This is a genomic window from Flavobacterium xanthum, from assembly GCF_900142695.1.
Lineage (GTDB): Bacteria > Bacteroidota > Bacteroidia > Flavobacteriales > Flavobacteriaceae > Flavobacterium > Flavobacterium xanthum.
In genome coordinates this window covers 11499-26432 of sequence record NZ_FRBU01000010.1, presented here as the reverse complement: position 1 = coordinate 26432, position 14934 = coordinate 11499, and the positions used below count along the sequence as shown (strand labels likewise).

Annotated in this window: 14 protein-coding genes; 2 read left to right on the top strand and 12 right to left on the bottom strand. The window is 33.1% G+C overall.

Translation table 11 applies throughout. The features are described 5' to 3' along the window. Positions 1 to 20 precede the first annotated feature (20 nt). Both fbaA and tamL read right to left on the bottom strand, forming a co-directional pair. Positions 21 to 1088 carry a class II fructose-bisphosphate aldolase gene (gene fbaA / locus BUC11_RS05950; protein ID WP_073352757.1) on the bottom strand — a complete coding sequence of 356 codons (1068 nt, stop codon included), beginning with the start codon at positions 1086 to 1088 and terminating at the stop codon, positions 21 to 23. A 61-nt stretch (positions 1089 to 1149) separates the two neighbouring features. Further along, positions 1150 to 3717: a translocation and assembly module lipoprotein TamL gene (tamL, locus tag BUC11_RS05945; RefSeq protein WP_073352756.1), complete on the bottom strand. Its 2568-nt coding sequence runs from the start codon at positions 3715 to 3717 to the stop codon at positions 1150 to 1152. A gap of 37 nt (positions 3718 to 3754) precedes the next feature. On the opposite strand from tamL, the gene BUC11_RS05940 reads away from it, so the two are divergent. Next, positions 3755 to 4480 (top strand): TrmH family RNA methyltransferase, encoded by a 726-nt coding sequence (locus BUC11_RS05940; protein ID WP_073352755.1) that lies wholly within the window; start codon positions 3755 to 3757, stop codon positions 4478 to 4480. Positions 4481 to 4528: 48 nt separating this feature from the next. Here BUC11_RS05940 and porT read toward each other — a convergent pair whose 3' ends face one another. From porT to BUC11_RS05915, 4 genes are all read right to left on the bottom strand, one after another. Beyond that, positions 4529 to 5233 (bottom strand): type IX secretion/gliding motility protein PorT/SprT, encoded by a 705-nt coding sequence (gene porT, locus BUC11_RS05935; RefSeq protein WP_066083007.1) that lies wholly within the window; start codon positions 5231 to 5233, stop codon positions 4529 to 4531. A 22-nt stretch (positions 5234 to 5255) separates the two neighbouring features. Beyond that, a complete protein-coding gene (ubiE, locus tag BUC11_RS05930; protein ID WP_073352754.1) occupies positions 5256 to 5987 on the bottom strand; it encodes a bifunctional demethylmenaquinone methyltransferase/2-methoxy-6-polyprenyl-1,4-benzoquinol methylase UbiE in 732 nt (243 codons plus the stop codon). Positions 5988 to 6581: 594 nt separating this feature from the next. Beyond that, entirely contained in the window at positions 6582 to 7064 is a 483-nt protein-coding gene (locus BUC11_RS05920; protein WP_073352753.1) for a dihydrofolate reductase, read from the bottom strand. Beyond that, a complete protein-coding gene (locus BUC11_RS05915; RefSeq protein ID WP_066083002.1) occupies positions 7061 to 7408 on the bottom strand; it encodes a 2TM domain-containing protein in 348 nt (115 codons plus the stop codon). The genes BUC11_RS05920 and BUC11_RS05915 overlap by 4 nt, the downstream gene beginning before the upstream one ends. Positions 7409 to 7645: 237 nt before the next feature. Between BUC11_RS05915 and BUC11_RS05910 the strand changes: the two genes are divergently transcribed. After that, entirely contained in the window at positions 7646 to 7942 is a 297-nt protein-coding gene (locus BUC11_RS05910) for an isoamylase early set domain-containing protein (RefSeq protein WP_073352752.1), read from the top strand. A 25-nt stretch (positions 7943 to 7967) separates the two neighbouring features. On the opposite strand, the gene BUC11_RS05905 is transcribed toward BUC11_RS05910, so the two are convergent. The 6 genes from BUC11_RS05905 to BUC11_RS05880 all read right to left on the bottom strand — a co-directional run bounded on the left by BUC11_RS05905 (position 7968) and on the right by BUC11_RS05880 (position 14875). Next, a complete protein-coding gene (locus tag BUC11_RS05905) occupies positions 7968 to 8792 on the bottom strand; it encodes a thymidylate synthase (RefSeq protein ID WP_073352751.1) in 825 nt (274 codons plus the stop codon). A 65-nt stretch (positions 8793 to 8857) separates the two neighbouring features. Then, positions 8858 to 9487, bottom strand: coding sequence for a bifunctional nuclease family protein (locus tag BUC11_RS05900; RefSeq protein WP_073352816.1), 630 nt, complete (start codon positions 9485 to 9487; stop codon positions 8858 to 8860). 146 nt (positions 9488 to 9633) lie between these two features. Further along, entirely contained in the window at positions 9634 to 10599 is a 966-nt protein-coding gene (locus BUC11_RS05895) for an electron transfer flavoprotein subunit alpha/FixB family protein (RefSeq protein WP_073352750.1), read from the bottom strand. A gap of 82 nt (positions 10600 to 10681) precedes the next feature. After that, positions 10682 to 11428 carry an electron transfer flavoprotein subunit beta/FixA family protein gene (locus tag BUC11_RS05890; protein ID WP_073352749.1) on the bottom strand — a complete coding sequence of 249 codons (747 nt, stop codon included), beginning with the start codon at positions 11426 to 11428 and terminating at the stop codon, positions 10682 to 10684. A gap of 109 nt (positions 11429 to 11537) precedes the next feature. Continuing rightward, a complete protein-coding gene (locus BUC11_RS05885) occupies positions 11538 to 14186 on the bottom strand; it encodes a carboxypeptidase-like regulatory domain-containing protein (RefSeq protein ID WP_073352748.1) in 2649 nt (882 codons plus the stop codon). Next, positions 14186 to 14875 (bottom strand): GLPGLI family protein, encoded by a 690-nt coding sequence (locus BUC11_RS05880; protein ID WP_073352747.1) that lies wholly within the window; start codon positions 14873 to 14875, stop codon positions 14186 to 14188. The genes BUC11_RS05885 and BUC11_RS05880 overlap by 1 nt, the downstream gene beginning before the upstream one ends. Positions 14876 to 14934 lie beyond the last annotated feature (59 nt).

The window sequence follows — 14934 nt, the reverse complement described above, 5'->3', positions numbered from 1 at the left end:
CATAACTCAAAACTTATAACTTAAAGTGTATTCACGTTGTTCAAGTCAGCAAAAGCTTGCTCCAGTCTTGTATTGAAAGTGATTTCGCTTTCACGTAACCATTTTCTCGGATCGTAATGTTTTTTGTTTGGAGCATCAGCACCTTCTGGATTTCCAATTTGAGTCTTCAAATAATCAATATTTTTTACCATATAATCACGAATACCTTCCGTGAATGCAAATTGCAAATCAGTATCGATGTTCATTTTTATGACACCATAACTAATTCCTTCTCTAATTTCTTCTAAAGTAGAACCAGAACCACCATGGAAAACAAAATCTACTGGATTTGGTCCTGTATTGAATTTGTTTTGTACAAAATCTTGAGAATTCTTCAATATTTTTGGAGTCAATTTCACATTTCCAGGTTTGTAAACGCCGTGTACGTTTCCAAAAGCAGCAGCTATTGTAAATCGTGGGCTTATTTTAGAAAGTTCTTCGTAAGCATAAGCAACTTCTTCTGGTTGTGTGTATAATTTTGAACTGTCAACATCAGAATTGTCAACGCCATCTTCCTCACCACCAGTGATACCAAGTTCAATTTCCAATGTCATTCCCATCTTACTCATTCGAGCTAAATATCCTTTACAGATTTCGATGTTTTCTTCAATTGGCTCCTCAGATAAATCAATCATGTGAGAAGAATAAAGCGGCTTTCCAGTTTTAGCAAAATGTGCTTCTGATGCATCTAATAATCCGTCAATCCACGGTAATAATTTTTTTGCACAATGGTCAGTATGCAAGATTACGGTTGCTCCGTATGCTTCCGCCAAAGTATGAATGTGCAATGCTCCAGCAATTCCACCAGCGATTGCTGCTTTTTCACCAACATTCGAGAGTCCTTTTCCAGCGTTAAATTGTGCTCCTCCATTAGAAAATTGAATGATCACTGGCGCGTTTAATTTTGCTGCAGTTTCAAGAACTCCATTGATAGTATTTGATCCCGTAACGTTTACCGCCGGAAGTGCAAATCCTTTCTCTTTTGCATAATTGAAAATTTCCTGAACCTGATCTCCTGTAGCTACGCCTGGTTTTATGTTGTGTGCCATTGTACTTTTTTTAGTTATTTTTTTTAGTTTTTAGTTTTGCAAAAATAAGAATTAATTAGCATTAGAATGGATAATTTATTCCAAAATTTAAAACAGAGTTCGAAAAGTTGTATTCTCTAAACCATCTTTTGTTGGTTTCATTAGCTGGATTGTAGGTTTTAAATCCTAAATCAAAACGAATTACGAAAAAGCTCAAATCATACCTAATTCCAAATCCGGTTCCCAATGCCATATCTTTCAAGTCACTGAAGCTCGTAAATGTGGACTTTTCATCCACTACATTATCCAACACGTTCCAGATGTTTCCAGCATCAGCAAAAATAGCCCCTTTTAAATTTCCTAAAAGTTTAAAGCGGAATTCGCCACTAATTGCTATCTTCATGTTTGCTTCATTAAAATCATCCAAAGCACCACTGCTACCTGGACCTAAACCATAGGGTTGCCATGCCCGGTTGTCATTAGACCCCCCGGAGAAGTAACTTCTGGAGAACGGAATATAATTAGAATTTCCAAACGGAATAGCAATTCCAAAAAAGGATCTGAAGGCTAGAATTTTTTCTTTCGATAAATCCCAATGCTTAATGTAGTCAAATTCCGTTTTTACATATTCTGAATATTCTAAATTGAATATTTCATAATTGCCATTAACGTTTTTCTTTTGATTTGTGGTTTTTGCAAAAGCAGATAAAATGGTTCCTGCAGATTCTATTTTGGTTTTGAAAAGATAAAAAGTATTGTCTGTTAAATCTTTTTTGGTTGTTTTTGAAAAAGTAAAACTAGTAGCTAGAATGAAGTCATTTTCTGTAAGTCGCAGTCTTCGTTCTTCAATACTTTTTACGGACTCGACATCAGCAGCTTCTAATGGTTTTAGAAAAGTTGCATTACCTGAAAGAACATCATTTGTAAAACCGCGTGTACCTTGCTCAATTAGTAAATCTTTATCAATGGCATTGTTGTAATAAGCAGTATTTGTATTGTATGCTTTGCTTATTTCATTCAAAGCATTATATGAAGAGCCGTAAACATTAAAATAATTTGTCGGATTTAAATTTCGTACAAACTGAGTATTAAAAAGATCAAATCGTGCTGTATGATTTATTTTTGGAGTCCAATTATAGGAAAGTGCTCCTGTAAAATTCTCTTTGTCTAATCCTATATTTCTTTGTTTTGCAAAACCAACGGTTATCAAAGTCGAGGGAATCATACTCTTAGCAATGATTTTATCGGTATTAAACGGCATAAAAATTCTTGGAATATTTAGTTTTAAATCCAAACCATATTCTGAAACATTGAAGAAGTTATTTTTTGGATTTGCCAAATCTTTCGAAGCACCAATGTTACCACGCGCTGCAATTTCTAAAGTTTCAGCGCCATTAAATACATTGCGGATCGTCTCCGATACACTTAGTCCAACACCAAAATCCTGAATGTTAGAATGTGTTACGTCCAGCGTAGTTCCAAAACTGTATTTTTTTCTTGGAGTCAAATATACTTTGGCAATTAATGACTGCGCGGTGGTGTCTCTTTTGTCAACTTCGTATTGTATCGACGGATAATTGAAAATTTTAAGATTATTCAAATAGCGCGTTGTTAAAACGGTTTTATTGTCTGCGTACAATCCACCCTTGGTGATAAAAATAGCATTAGTAATAGCTTTTGGTTTGTATTTTAACTTTTCCTGACTGTACAAATTAAAGTTTTTATAAGTGGTGCTATCTTTAATATTCAAGGTGTTTAAGCTTGGAGAATAATCAGTGTATATATTTACATCGCTTATTTTGTATATTTTAAAAGGAGCTGTTTTAGTAGAATCACCGTCTTGATAAGAGTAATTAGCGATCATCAAAGTGATATTTGCCTGATTCACTTTTTTTATAGTATCAATATCAAAAGTTACATAATTTGGCTGAAAGTTGTAAACGCCATTATTTCTGAAATTTGTGGTGATGCGATTTTTTTCGTTGTCAAAATCTTCTGTTTTATATTGTTTGCCTGATTTTACAAAGGTGTTAAATTTATTTATTTGATACAAAGAATCTAAAACCGGGGTTGCAATAGTGGCTCTTAAGGAATCTATAAAAAAAGCATTTCCGGACGTTATGGCATATTTGATCTTCGCCTTTTTAAGCTTCAAAGTATCTATTGCGTATGCAGCTTGTACATTAAAAAAACCATTGTTGAAATAGTAGTATTTCAAACGGAGTACTGATTTGTCTGCTCTTTCCTTGTCTATAATAATTGGGGGTTCGCCAGTTCTTCTCAAAAAATCGTGAATTCCGTGGTACCAGAATGATTTGCCTAAGCGGTTGACCTGCTTCTCTGACAACCATTTTGATTTCCTTTTATATTTTTCAGGATTATTTGTAAACTTAGCTTGATAGGTTGAATCAGGATTCAGGTTGGCAAGATTATAAAGATTTAAACGCAAGCGATATCCCAGTAAAGTGCTATTAGGTTTCTGGTACAGTTGATTAAAAACATTTTCATCTTTAATTACTTTGCCATTTACTGTAATTTCGTTTTTTGTAAGCAGTAGTTTTCCTTCCGGAACTCTTTTTACAGCGTTACATGCACAAATAAGTATTGCAATTACGATAAATGCAGTTATTTTTGTATAAATTTTTTTCAAGTGTTCTAAAATATTTAATTCAAAAGTACATTATTTTATGGTTAGTAAAAACCAAATAAAGCTTATAACGAGTTTGCAGCAAAAAAAATATAGAATTGCCAATAAATTGTTTTTTTTTGAAGGTGTAAAAGGAATTCAGGAGCTTTTGGATTCTAATTTTGAGTTGGAACATTTGTATACTACACAAAATGATTTTGACCAAGTATTCAACGAAAAAAAAACGATTATTACTGAAAATGATTTGAGAAAAATAAGTGCGTTGGCAACACCTAATTCGTGTTTGGCTCTTTTTAAAATACCTTTGGAAAAACCAATAGTGCAAACTGGTTTAATCGTAGCGCTTGACTCGATTAGGGATCCTGGAAATTTAGGAACCATATTACGCTTGTGTGACTGGTTTGGTATTCAGCAGGTTTTATGTTCAAACGAAACAGTAGACTTATTTAATCCAAAAGTGGTTCAGGCCACTATGGGCTCTATCGCTAGAGTCAATGTGAATTATATTAATTTGGATGTTTTTTTGACGCAGACAACAATGCCAATTTTTGGAACTTTTATGGATGGAACCAATATTTATCAGTCGGTCTTGCCAGAGCAAGGAATCATAATTATGGGTAATGAAGCCAATGGAATTTCTGCTTCACTTGAAAAATTGGTTCAAAATCGTCTTACCATACCTCGTTTTGGGGATCTTCAAAAAACAGAAAGTTTGAATGTAGCAACCGCAACGGCCATTGTCCTAAGTGAATTTCGTCGCGCTTAGTTGATTTCGTTGAAACGAATGCTTTGCTAATCTACTAGAATTGACTTTCTAGTGGAAAGAAAAGTTGATAAATACTGCTCTAGTTTTTAGTGACTCGATGTTTCCTGTCCATGGGCTGTTAGGGTCGTTGTCGCGAATTAATTCATCACTGATACCAAAAACACCTCTTATTGAAGGTGAAAATATAAAGTACTCTGAGAAAAGATCAATTCCAAAACCCAACTCGTAGTTAGTTGTCCATGATTTTACACGAAAACGTTGCTGCAAATTATCATCCATTATTTTTGCATTGCTGGATAAATTTAAAGTAGCAGACAATCCTCCCAATGCGTAAGGACGGATATTTCCAGTTCTAAGCGAGGAGAGTTTCAGTAATAATGGAAAATGGATGTACGTGCTATTTATTTCTCTTAACGCATCTCCACTGTTGGAAAAATTCGGATAATTTAAATCTCTTTTGGTGTAATACAGTCCAGGTTCAAATCGCAAGTTAATGTATTCCTGTAATTTTAAATCACCTATAATTCCTACATTGAAACCGGTTGTTTTTGTGACCAAAATATCAGGCGATTCTGTTTTATAATCAATCTTAAAATCATAAGAATTGAATCCCAAGTAAAAACCATAATACACTCTTTTTTTTTGAAAATTCTCCAAATTAATAATTGGATATCTACTAAAGATGTTTTTAGACCTTTGAGCATATCCATTTAGAATACAGGCAAAAAAGAGTAAGGCAAATATTTTTCTCATGTTTATGCTAAAATCTTCAGTATTATTTTTTTGTAGCGGAATAAATAGTAGCTACGCCAAAAGTTTGAGGTAACGCCACAACATCTATAAACCCAATTTTTCTTAAAATATTGTTTAAAGCCTCGCCATAAGGAAAAGCCGCCGCAGATTCTGATAAATATCCGTAAGCAACGTCATCCTTAGAAAATAATTTTCCAATTATAGGTAAAATGTTTTTGCTATAAAATTTGTAGCCCTGTTTGTAAGGAGTTTTATCGGGTACTGAAGTTTCTAGAATCACAAAAACACCATTTGGTTTTAACACCCTTAAGATCTCGGCTAATCCTTTCTCTAATGTCTCAAAATTACGAACACCAAAAGCAACTGTGATGGCATCAAAGTAGTTGTCTTCAAAAGACATGTTTTCGGAGTCGCCAAGAACCATTTCAATAGTAGACGATAGCTTTTTTTGATCAATTTTTTTCCTGCCTACGTCCAGCATTCCAGCAGAAATATCTAAACCAATTATTCTTTCGGCTTTAGTTTGCGCCATTAAAATGGCTAAATCTCCCGTTCCGGTTGCAATATCCAAAATTATTTTTGGATTGGATTTAGAGACCATTTGCAATACTTTTTTTCTCCATTTTAGGTCTATTCCAAAAGAGATGACACGATTTAAATTGTCATAATTTCCAGAAATAGTGTCAAACATTTGAGCAACTTGTTCTTTTTTGCCTAAGGCAGAATCTTTATAGGGAGTTATCTTTTCGGACATCTTTTTTAGTTTGTACAAATATAGGATAAACTTGATGAACTTAAAATGAGTTTCAAAAATTAGAATCAAGTTTTTTTTTACTCTTTTTTCAGGTTTTATGGAGCTTTAGTTGGCAAATTAAAAAAAATGGTTTTTATCGAAATATCACTAAAAGTGGGTATTGTAACTCTAGTTTTTATTAATCAATTTTGGTGTTTAAGAAAGTAACCATATTATATGATTAAAAAAGAGTCGATGAGCCAAATCAAATGGATATTTTTAGCGCTACTTATCTCATTTGTTCTTGTAAGCTGTTTTGAAAGTACTGTTTTACAAAGCAGTATTGTATTTAAAGCGCAACATACGTTCTTAGGATTAAATTTGTTTTTGGAAATTTTAATTTTTTTCGTCTTTAGTACCTTCGTGGTATTTGGTATTAAAGGCTTTTTTGAGATGTATTCTCAAAAAACATCAAATATTATAATCTCCATCTCTGGAGCATTATTAGTGTTTGTAATTTTTATTTTATGTTATCAAATACTCTTCCAAGACTAGGTCATTTCTTTAAATCAATGGTTAAAAAAAAACATCCCGTAAAAAGGATGTTTTTTTATTTTATTTTCTAATGAAAGTGAGGTAGGTATATTCATACTTATGCTTTTCGTCTTTTTTATTAAACTCGGAGGCTTCAAGTTTCCATTCTGCATCAATAATTTCAGGAAAAAAAGCATCAGCTTCAAAACTTGCATGGACTCTTGTAAGTTCTATTTTATCAGCATAAGGAAGTCCTATCGTGTAAATTTCGCCACCTCCTATAATAAATGAATCTTGGTCTTGAGGGCAGGCGCTCAGTGCTTTTTCAATACTATCAACAACTATGCAGCCTGGGGCTTGATAGTCTTTTTGCCTTGTGATAATAATATGCGTTCGGTCTGGTAATGGTTTTTGGAGGCTTTCAAACGTCCTGCGTCCCATTATGATATAATGGCCGGATGTGAGTTGTCTAAATCTTTTATAATCGTTTGGCAGGTGCCAGACTATTTTATTATCTTTTCCTAATGCGTTATTCTCGGCAGCTGCCGCAATCATTATAATCATAGTTTTGTACTATTATTAGGTTCGTCGTTTTCGATCTGAATCTGTAATTGTTCTACTTTCTTTTTCTGTAAAGCGACAAGGCGATCTATTTGTTCTCTTTCCCAGTCTTTATTCATAAATCGATCGGTGATGAAAATTTTGATGAAATGCAGTATAAACAAGAACAACCAGAATGTAATTATCCAAAGATACCAATCAGAAACTACGGTGCTGTTCAGAAAGTTGTGTCCAAGAAATAGCAATAAACTTCCTAAAACGAAAACGACAAAATGAAAATACAGTCGTTTTTTTTGTTTTATTCTTCTCCTAGCATATTCATATTGTTCGTGTACTTCTTTTTCCATCGATCTTATTTTAGTTTATAAAGATAAAATTTATTTTGGAAAGTCGCTATTTTGGCTCTGTATTATTTTGTGAGAAAACGTTTTCTGATTTTTGAATTGTAATTTAAATCCCTTTAAATTCTCAAATTATTTATAAATTAACATAGTTTAAGGTATTCCATTAAATCTTCTTGAAGGCTATTGTAACTTCAATATGTTTCATTTACTTTGTTTCAGAAACCTATAAATGAAACAGTTATGTCGATTAAAAAACAATTTGTAAAAACAAAGCCCGTTTGTAAAGTTACTTTTTCAGTAAAAGCAGCAGGGGCAAATCAAGCTTCCGTTATTGGCGATTTCAACAATTGGAATGAATCTGAAGGTGTCCTTAGTAAATTAAAAAACGGAACCTTTAAAGGTGTTTTTGATTTAGATAAAGATGCTGCTTACGAATTTAAATACCTGATTGATGGTGCCTTTGTTAATGAGCCTGAAGCCGATTCTTTTAAATGGAATGCGTTTGCAGGAAATGAAAACGGTGTTTTAGTAGTTTAACTAAAACACCGTTTTATTTGTTATATTATACTGCAACACTGCCTTTTATTGGAGGATGTGGGTCATAACCTTCTAGTGTGAAGTCTTCATAATCAAAGGCGAAGATGTCTTTTATATTGGGATTCAAAATCATTTTTGGCAACGGTTTTGGTTCACGGGACAATTGCAATTCAAGTTGTTCAAAATGATTGTTGTAAATGTGTGCGTCACCAAAAGTGTGAATGAATTCGCCGGGCTGTAAGTCACAAACCTGTGCAATCATCATCGTGAGTAATGCGTATGAAGCAATATTAAAAGGAACGCCTAAGAAAATATCAGCACTTCTCTGGTACAATTGACAGGATAATTTACCGTCCGACACATAAAACTGAAAGAAGGCGTGACAAGGAGGCAAAGCGGCTTTATTGTTAGCTACATTCTCATTAAATGATTTTGTAGTGTCCGGAAGAACCGAAGGATTCCATGCCGAAACCAACATTCTGCGACTGTTAGGGTTGGTTTTTAGTTCATTAATTAAATCCGTGATTTGGTCAATTTCTTCACTATTCCAGTTGCGCCATTGGTGACCATAAACAGGTCCTAAATCGCCATTGGCATCAGCCCAAGCATCCCAAATTTTAACGCTGTTTTCTTGAAGGTATTTAATATTGGTATCGCCTTTTAAAAACCAAAGCAATTCATAAATAATAGATTTTAAGTGCAATTTTTTTGTGGTAACCATTGGAAAACCTTCGTTCAAATCAAAACGCATTTGGTATCCAAAGACACTTTTTGTTCCCGTTCCGGTACGATCTCCTTTTTGGCAACCGTTTTCCATAACGTGTTGCACTAAATCTAAATATTGCTTCATTTTTGGTGGATTCGGTGATTTTTTAATTATTTACAATTAAATTGACTAATAACCGTAGTAACGATTTACGATTCTCTCTTCGAAATTTCATCTCTAATCTTAGCGGCTTTCTCATAATCTTCATGGGAAACGGCCTGATCCAGTAATTCATTCAATTCCTGTAAACTGTGTTTCGAATAGGTTTCTCCAGACTGATTGCTTTCTTCTTCTCGTCCAAAAGTGTCCGGATTAGAAAGTACATCGTCAATTTCTTGCGAGTCTTTATTAGGGTCTAAAGGATTTGCTTTTAAATAAATCCCGGCTTTGTCCAAGATGTTTTTGTACGTAAAAATGGGAGCATTGAAGCGCAACGCGAGCGCAATAGCATCGGAAGTTCTAGCATCAATAATCTCTTCAATTTTATCTCTTTCGCAAATGATACTGGAATAGAAAACACCGTCTACTAATTTATGAATAATGACTTGTTTGACTATGATATCAAAACGTTCTGCGAAGTTTTTGAACAAATCATGAGTCAAAGGACGTGGTGGTTTTATTTCTTTTTCCAAGGCAATGGCGATGGATTGAGCTTCAAAAGCACCAATGACAATGGGTAATTTTCTTTCACCATCAACCTCATTCAAAATCAAAGCGTAGGCTCCGTTTTGAGTTTGACTGTATGAAATTCCTTTTATAGATAATTTGACTAAGCTCATAATTGTTTTGATGGAAAAGTACAACGTACTTTTTTTTAATAAAAAGTAAGTGGCATTTTGAGTAAAAAAAATGCTACTTAAAAGCAAAGATACAAATATCTTGATTTAAGTAGCATTTTAAATAATGTAATGATTTATTTTCCTTATTAATTCTGAGCTTTGAAAGCTTTGAATTTTTCAATTAATTGTGGAACAATTTCAAACGCATCTCCTACAATTCCGTAGTCAGCCACTTTGAAAAATGGTGCTTCTGGATCGCTGTTGATAACCACTTTTACTTTAGAGGAGTTGATTCCTGCAATGTGTTGTATTGCTCCAGAAATTCCAATTGCAATATAAAGGTTTGTCGCTACCGGTTTTCCAGTTTGTCCTACGTGTTCTCCGTGAGGTCTCCATCCTAAATCAGAAACTGGTTTTGAACAAGCCGTTGCAGCTCCAAGAACTGTAGCTAATTCCTCTACCATTCCCCAATTTTCTGGACCTTTTAATCCACGACCAGCCGAAACTACAATATCAGCATCAGCTATGGAAACTTTTCCTGAAACTTTTTCAACCGATTCTACTTTTACACCAAAATCATTATCTCCAATGGTTGGGTTAAAATCCTCCTCCGTTAATGTTGAAGGTGTTTCAAAAATTCCATAAGAGTTTTTAGCAAGTCCAAGTACTTTTACTTCTGTTGCGATTTCAGTAATATTGAATGCTTTGTTGGAGAACGCCGTTCTTTTTACCTGAAAAGGAGCAGTTGAAAGTGGTAATCCAACCACATTTGATGCATATCCAGCTTCTAAAGCTACTGAAACAAGTGACGAAAGGTAAATACTATCCGTTGTAGATGAAAGCAAAACTAATTTTACGTTTTCTTTTTCTGCGGCTTGTTTGATGACATCAGCGTAAGCTTTTGCTGTAAATCCTGATAATTTATCGTTGTTTACTTTTAAAACTTTGTCTACTCCATATTTTGATAATTCCGAAACATCTCCTGCATTTACCGTTACAGCAGTAACCGTTGTTCCTAACGTTTCAGCTACTTTTTTCGCATAAGAAGCTAGTTCGAATGCTACTTTCTTGAATTTTCCTTCTGCGTATTCCGCGTATATTAATATTGACATAATGATTTTAGATTTAAAGATTAAATAATTGAAAAAATTTAAAGATTTCAAAAATTCGTAATTCGTAATTTTTAATTCCTAATTATATTACTTTCGCTTCGTTGTGTAATAAATTGATTAATTCATCTAAATTGTCAGCAGCAATTAATGTCACCGCTGATTTAGGAGCTGGTTTTTCAAACTTTACTGCTTTTGTATTTACAGTAGCGTCAACTGGTTCCAGAATTGTCAATGCTTTTGTTCTTGCAGTCATAATTCCTCTCATATTTGGAATACGCAAGTCTTTTTCTTCTACTAATCCTTTTTGACCACCAATAATTAAGGGCAAAGAAGTAGCTACAGTTTCTTTTCCACCATCGATCTCGCGAACTGCTTTTACACTTGTTCCATCTACAGTAAGACTTGTACAAGAGTTTAGGAAATTGTATCCAAGAATTCCAGCGATCATTCCAGGAACCATTCCGCCATTATAATCTAAAGATTCTTTTCCGGCGATAATTACATCGTACCCTCCGTTTTTGATTACTTCGGCAAGTTGTTTGGCAACGAAAAATCCGTCAGTCGGAGTAGCGTTCACACGAATGGCTTCGTTAGCGCCTATTGCTAATGCTTTTCTTAAAGTTGGTTCTGTTTCTGGTCCTCCAACATTGACAACAGTAACCGTTGCGCCTTGTTGTTCTTGAAACCAAATTGCACGTGTTAAACCAAATTCGTCATTTGGATTAATCACATATTGAACGCCGTTTGTGTCAAATTCAGAATCGCCGTTGACAAAGTTAATTTTTGAAGTAGTATCAGGAACGTGACTGATGCAAACTAATATTTTCATACTTATATATTTAATTATTCGTAATTTCTTTTACAAATTTAAAATATTAATTTGAATAATATACTATGCATGCATAATATTTTTTGGTAACTACTACGTTTTCGTAGCATTACAGTTTAAATTTGATATTTAGAAGATAGTAACCGGTTAACGATTGAGAAATTCTTTCTTCTGTAAAATTGTCGAATCGCGTAAGTGTGATTTGTTCGTAATTATTTATGTTTAAAATATCATGTGCTATTAAACTAATTTCGAACTTAGACTTAGGAAAATTTAAACGTAGTCTGGGACTAAGCATATAAATTTCATTATAGGAAGTAGATGCAGTTATATTTTTATAAGAGAATTTATTGATAAACGATAAGTTGGTGGCAATTTTATAACTAGTTTCGATAAACGGGTTTACTATTAAAATAGAATTACTAAAAAAATTATCTTGATAATTATCTCTTGATACTGCTACTCCAGTTTCAAATTGCAGACTTGTTTTTTTTAGCCGGGACACAAAGGAGAGGTATGCAGACGTTGATTCCGTTTTAAAAGTCTGACTAAGGCTGTCGTAAAATAAAATTTTACTACTCGATGAGTAGGAAACGCTTGCTCTAAGAGAAAAAGGTAAGAAAGAAAATGTTTTCTCTGAATAAAGCATAGATTGAAAACGGTTTTCAAAGGGAGCAACAGCATATTGAATCAAATTTACCGTTGCATCTGCACTGGAGTTATTGGATATGATATTGGTTGCTTTATAATAGGAAAGATTAGAAATAATGGATAACTTTCTTTTGTTGTTGAAATAAAAATAATCTGCAGCTAATTGATTGTTTGGTGTAATCGTATTTAGTCTTAAATTCTCATTTGAAAAAATAGTTCTGTAGTCGCTGATAACATTGTTGGGGACTAAATTTTCAGCTTGTGTGAGGTTATTGTTTTGTGAAAATGATAATTTGATATAATGATTAGAATTAAAATCTGTCTTTAAACTTAATGTGGGCATAAATAACCACTCTGCTTTGTTTAAGTTGTCCATTTTAAATTGAAGCCTAGAATAAGAAAAAGCAGATGAGAATGTTGTCTTTTCAAACAATTTAAATTTAGTTTGTAATCCAATAGTTTGAACTTTGTTTTCAATGTTTACATTGTTTTCAAATTGAGTAAACTGTTCTTCTGTAGTTTTATAGTCGTCCTGTCGTATTGAGGACTCCATAAAGATGGCATTAGTTGTTTTTTTTATGCTAAAGGTATAGTTAGTATTCAAATCAATATTGTTTTTATTTAGTTGACTATTTTGAAGAATTTTATAGGTAGAATTATTGAAGTTTAAATTTAAAAAAGGAGCATCGGATTCGATGTTTAACCTATTGGATTTCTTAATAATTTGCTGTTTTACAGAAATATTCAATCCAGTATTATTTTTATAAAGTGTTGTATAGTTTAATTGATGATTGATTGTATAATCCGTAAGTTTGTTAGCGTTGTTTAATTGGTTTGTATTGTTGGCAATTTCGACAGTGTTTATTTTATTAACACCTGAAAAGTATCCTTTATAACTAATTAGCGATTTTTCATTGGGTTTGTAAGCTACATCCAAAGCGGAATTAGTAAACACTGTCTCTTCATTGATGAATCGACTGTCTTTGTTTGAAAAAACACCTGAGTTCGAAGCGTAGAATTGCGTATTAGATTGTTGTTCCACTTGATCTACACTGTTGAAAATGGAATAAAAATTTACCTGCGTTTTCTTAGTAGGAGAATATTTTAAATTTAAACCCGTAAAGTATGAGGATCGTTCTTTTACATTGTTTCCAATGGTTAAAAATCTCGGTAAATCATCATTTTTTGAAAAAGTAGTTTCACCAATCGTCCTTGCCTCGTTTTGATTGGTAAATTTGGTGTACTCTTCAATATTCATAGACAGCTCGCCGGTATTATTAGAATCGCTAATTAAGCTGAATAACGTTTTCTTGCTAAAATTAAATAGTGTTGCGTGTAATTTGTATCTATTGTCACCAGCAGCTGCGGAAACGTTTCCTGTCAATTTGTTTTTAAATTGTTCTTTGATGTTGACGTTTAATGCAGTTATCCCTGATTTATCATTTTTTTTAATATTCTTAAATTCAGTATAGTTTTTTATTAACTCAATATTTTTTATCATTTCAGCAGTGATATTTTCAGTGGCAATTTTTTGTTGATTTATAAAAAACTCTTCTCCGTTAATTAAAAGTTTATCTACTTCTTTTCCATTTGCTTTTATCTTTCCTTGAGCGTCAATGTCTAAGCCGGGTAATTTTTTGATTACATCTTTTAGCGTTTCTTCGGTTCCATTTAGAAATTTTTCGATGCGGTATCTTAAAGTATCCCCAATTTCAGTCATTCCGGCAGCTTCGTTTTTAATGATCACATTTTCCAGATCAATTTTGTTTTCTTCGAGTATAATTTTACCTACGTCTAACAAATTATTTGTTATTTCAATCTCCTTTGTGAACGACTTTAAACCCAGATAACTTATTTTTAGGATATACAAACCTTTCTTGTCTAACTCCAAGCGGAAATTTCCTGAAGTGTCAGAAAAGGAAAAAGCAATTATTTTATCATTTTTAGAATCTTTTATTTGTACGTTGACTTGGCTTATTGGTGTATTGGACCTGTCCAGGACTGAACCGGTCACGCTGTTTTGAGAAAATATAGGTACAGCAAACAATAAAAAAAAGCAGAGAAACTGCTTTTTAAGTGTAGAAATATCTTGATAAAAATGAGTCATTATTTAGTGCCTTGTTTCAAATAGTCACTGAAACTTAATTCAGGCGCACTGTTGTTAGGTTCTTCAATTGCTGTGTTTTCTTTGTTGAAAACCAATTTGTCAAAAGTCAGAATCGAATTATCATCAATCTCAATTTGAATAATGAATCCGGGTAATCCGTTATAATGCATTGGTCCGTCGTTTATAGGAATTTGATCAGTATACCAGGCAACAATGGATTGATTGGAGTTGAATGCTGTATTTGTAGTTGTAGCTTTTTTACAAGTATATCCGTTAATAGTTTTGCTTTCATCGATTAATTTCCAGTTGAATGAAGGTAATGTTTCTTTCACGTTGGTGTCTTTGTCATTTCGAGTAAACAGAACCTTATATTTTTGTAAATCAAAATTTTTATAATATGTTATTGAGGAAGACTTATTTACAGTAGATGTTGTTTCGTATTTATTTCCATATTTTTCAATATAGGTTGTATCTATGGAGGATTTTTCGATAGATATTAAGTTTTGAATTGATTTGTTTGCTGAATACACATAAGAAAATGTCATTGGTTTTGCTGCTTTTTTGGACAATTCAGTTTCGTCTCCAATCCCTTTTAATGGTGTTTGAGTTAGAATACCTTTCAAAGTTTGGCTGTAGGATTGGTTGATTGAGGCGAGCATTAATAAAAATAAAAAACATTTGATCTTCATAACTGCTGTTGATTTTAAAAATTTGACAGGGATTTTTACCTGTCAAATGTAATTAGGTT

What these genes read in the sequence shown, in the direction of transcription:
- fbaA (WP_073352757.1), bottom strand. Translation starts at nt 1,088, where the DNA reads ATGGCACACAACATAAAACCAGGCGTAGCTACAGGAGATCAGGTTCAG.
- BUC11_RS05940 (WP_073352755.1), top strand. Translation starts at nt 3,755, where the DNA reads ATGGTTAGTAAAAACCAAATAAAGCTTATAACGAGTTTGCAGCAAAAA.
- porT (WP_066083007.1), bottom strand. Translation starts at nt 5,233, where the DNA reads ATGAGAAAAATATTTGCCTTACTCTTTTTTGCCTGTATTCTAAATGGA.
- ubiE (WP_073352754.1), bottom strand. Translation starts at nt 5,987, where the DNA reads ATGTCCGAAAAGATAACTCCCTATAAAGATTCTGCCTTAGGCAAAAAA.
- BUC11_RS05920 (WP_073352753.1), bottom strand. Translation starts at nt 7,064, where the DNA reads ATGATTATAATGATTGCGGCAGCTGCCGAGAATAACGCATTAGGAAAA.
- BUC11_RS05915 (WP_066083002.1), bottom strand. Translation starts at nt 7,408, where the DNA reads ATGGAAAAAGAAGTACACGAACAATATGAATATGCTAGGAGAAGAATA.
- BUC11_RS05910 (WP_073352752.1), top strand. Translation starts at nt 7,646, where the DNA reads ATGTCGATTAAAAAACAATTTGTAAAAACAAAGCCCGTTTGTAAAGTT.
- BUC11_RS05905 (WP_073352751.1), bottom strand. Translation starts at nt 8,792, where the DNA reads ATGAAGCAATATTTAGATTTAGTGCAACACGTTATGGAAAACGGTTGC.
- BUC11_RS05900 (WP_073352816.1), bottom strand. Translation starts at nt 9,487, where the DNA reads ATGAGCTTAGTCAAATTATCTATAAAAGGAATTTCATACAGTCAAACT.
- BUC11_RS05895 (WP_073352750.1), bottom strand. Translation starts at nt 10,599, where the DNA reads ATGTCAATATTAATATACGCGGAATACGCAGAAGGAAAATTCAAGAAA.
- BUC11_RS05890 (WP_073352749.1), bottom strand. Translation starts at nt 11,428, where the DNA reads ATGAAAATATTAGTTTGCATCAGTCACGTTCCTGATACTACTTCAAAA.
- BUC11_RS05885 (WP_073352748.1), bottom strand. Translation starts at nt 14,186, where the DNA reads ATGACTCATTTTTATCAAGATATTTCTACACTTAAAAAGCAGTTTCTC.
- BUC11_RS05880 (WP_073352747.1), bottom strand. Translation starts at nt 14,875, where the DNA reads ATGAAGATCAAATGTTTTTTATTTTTATTAATGCTCGCCTCAATCAAC.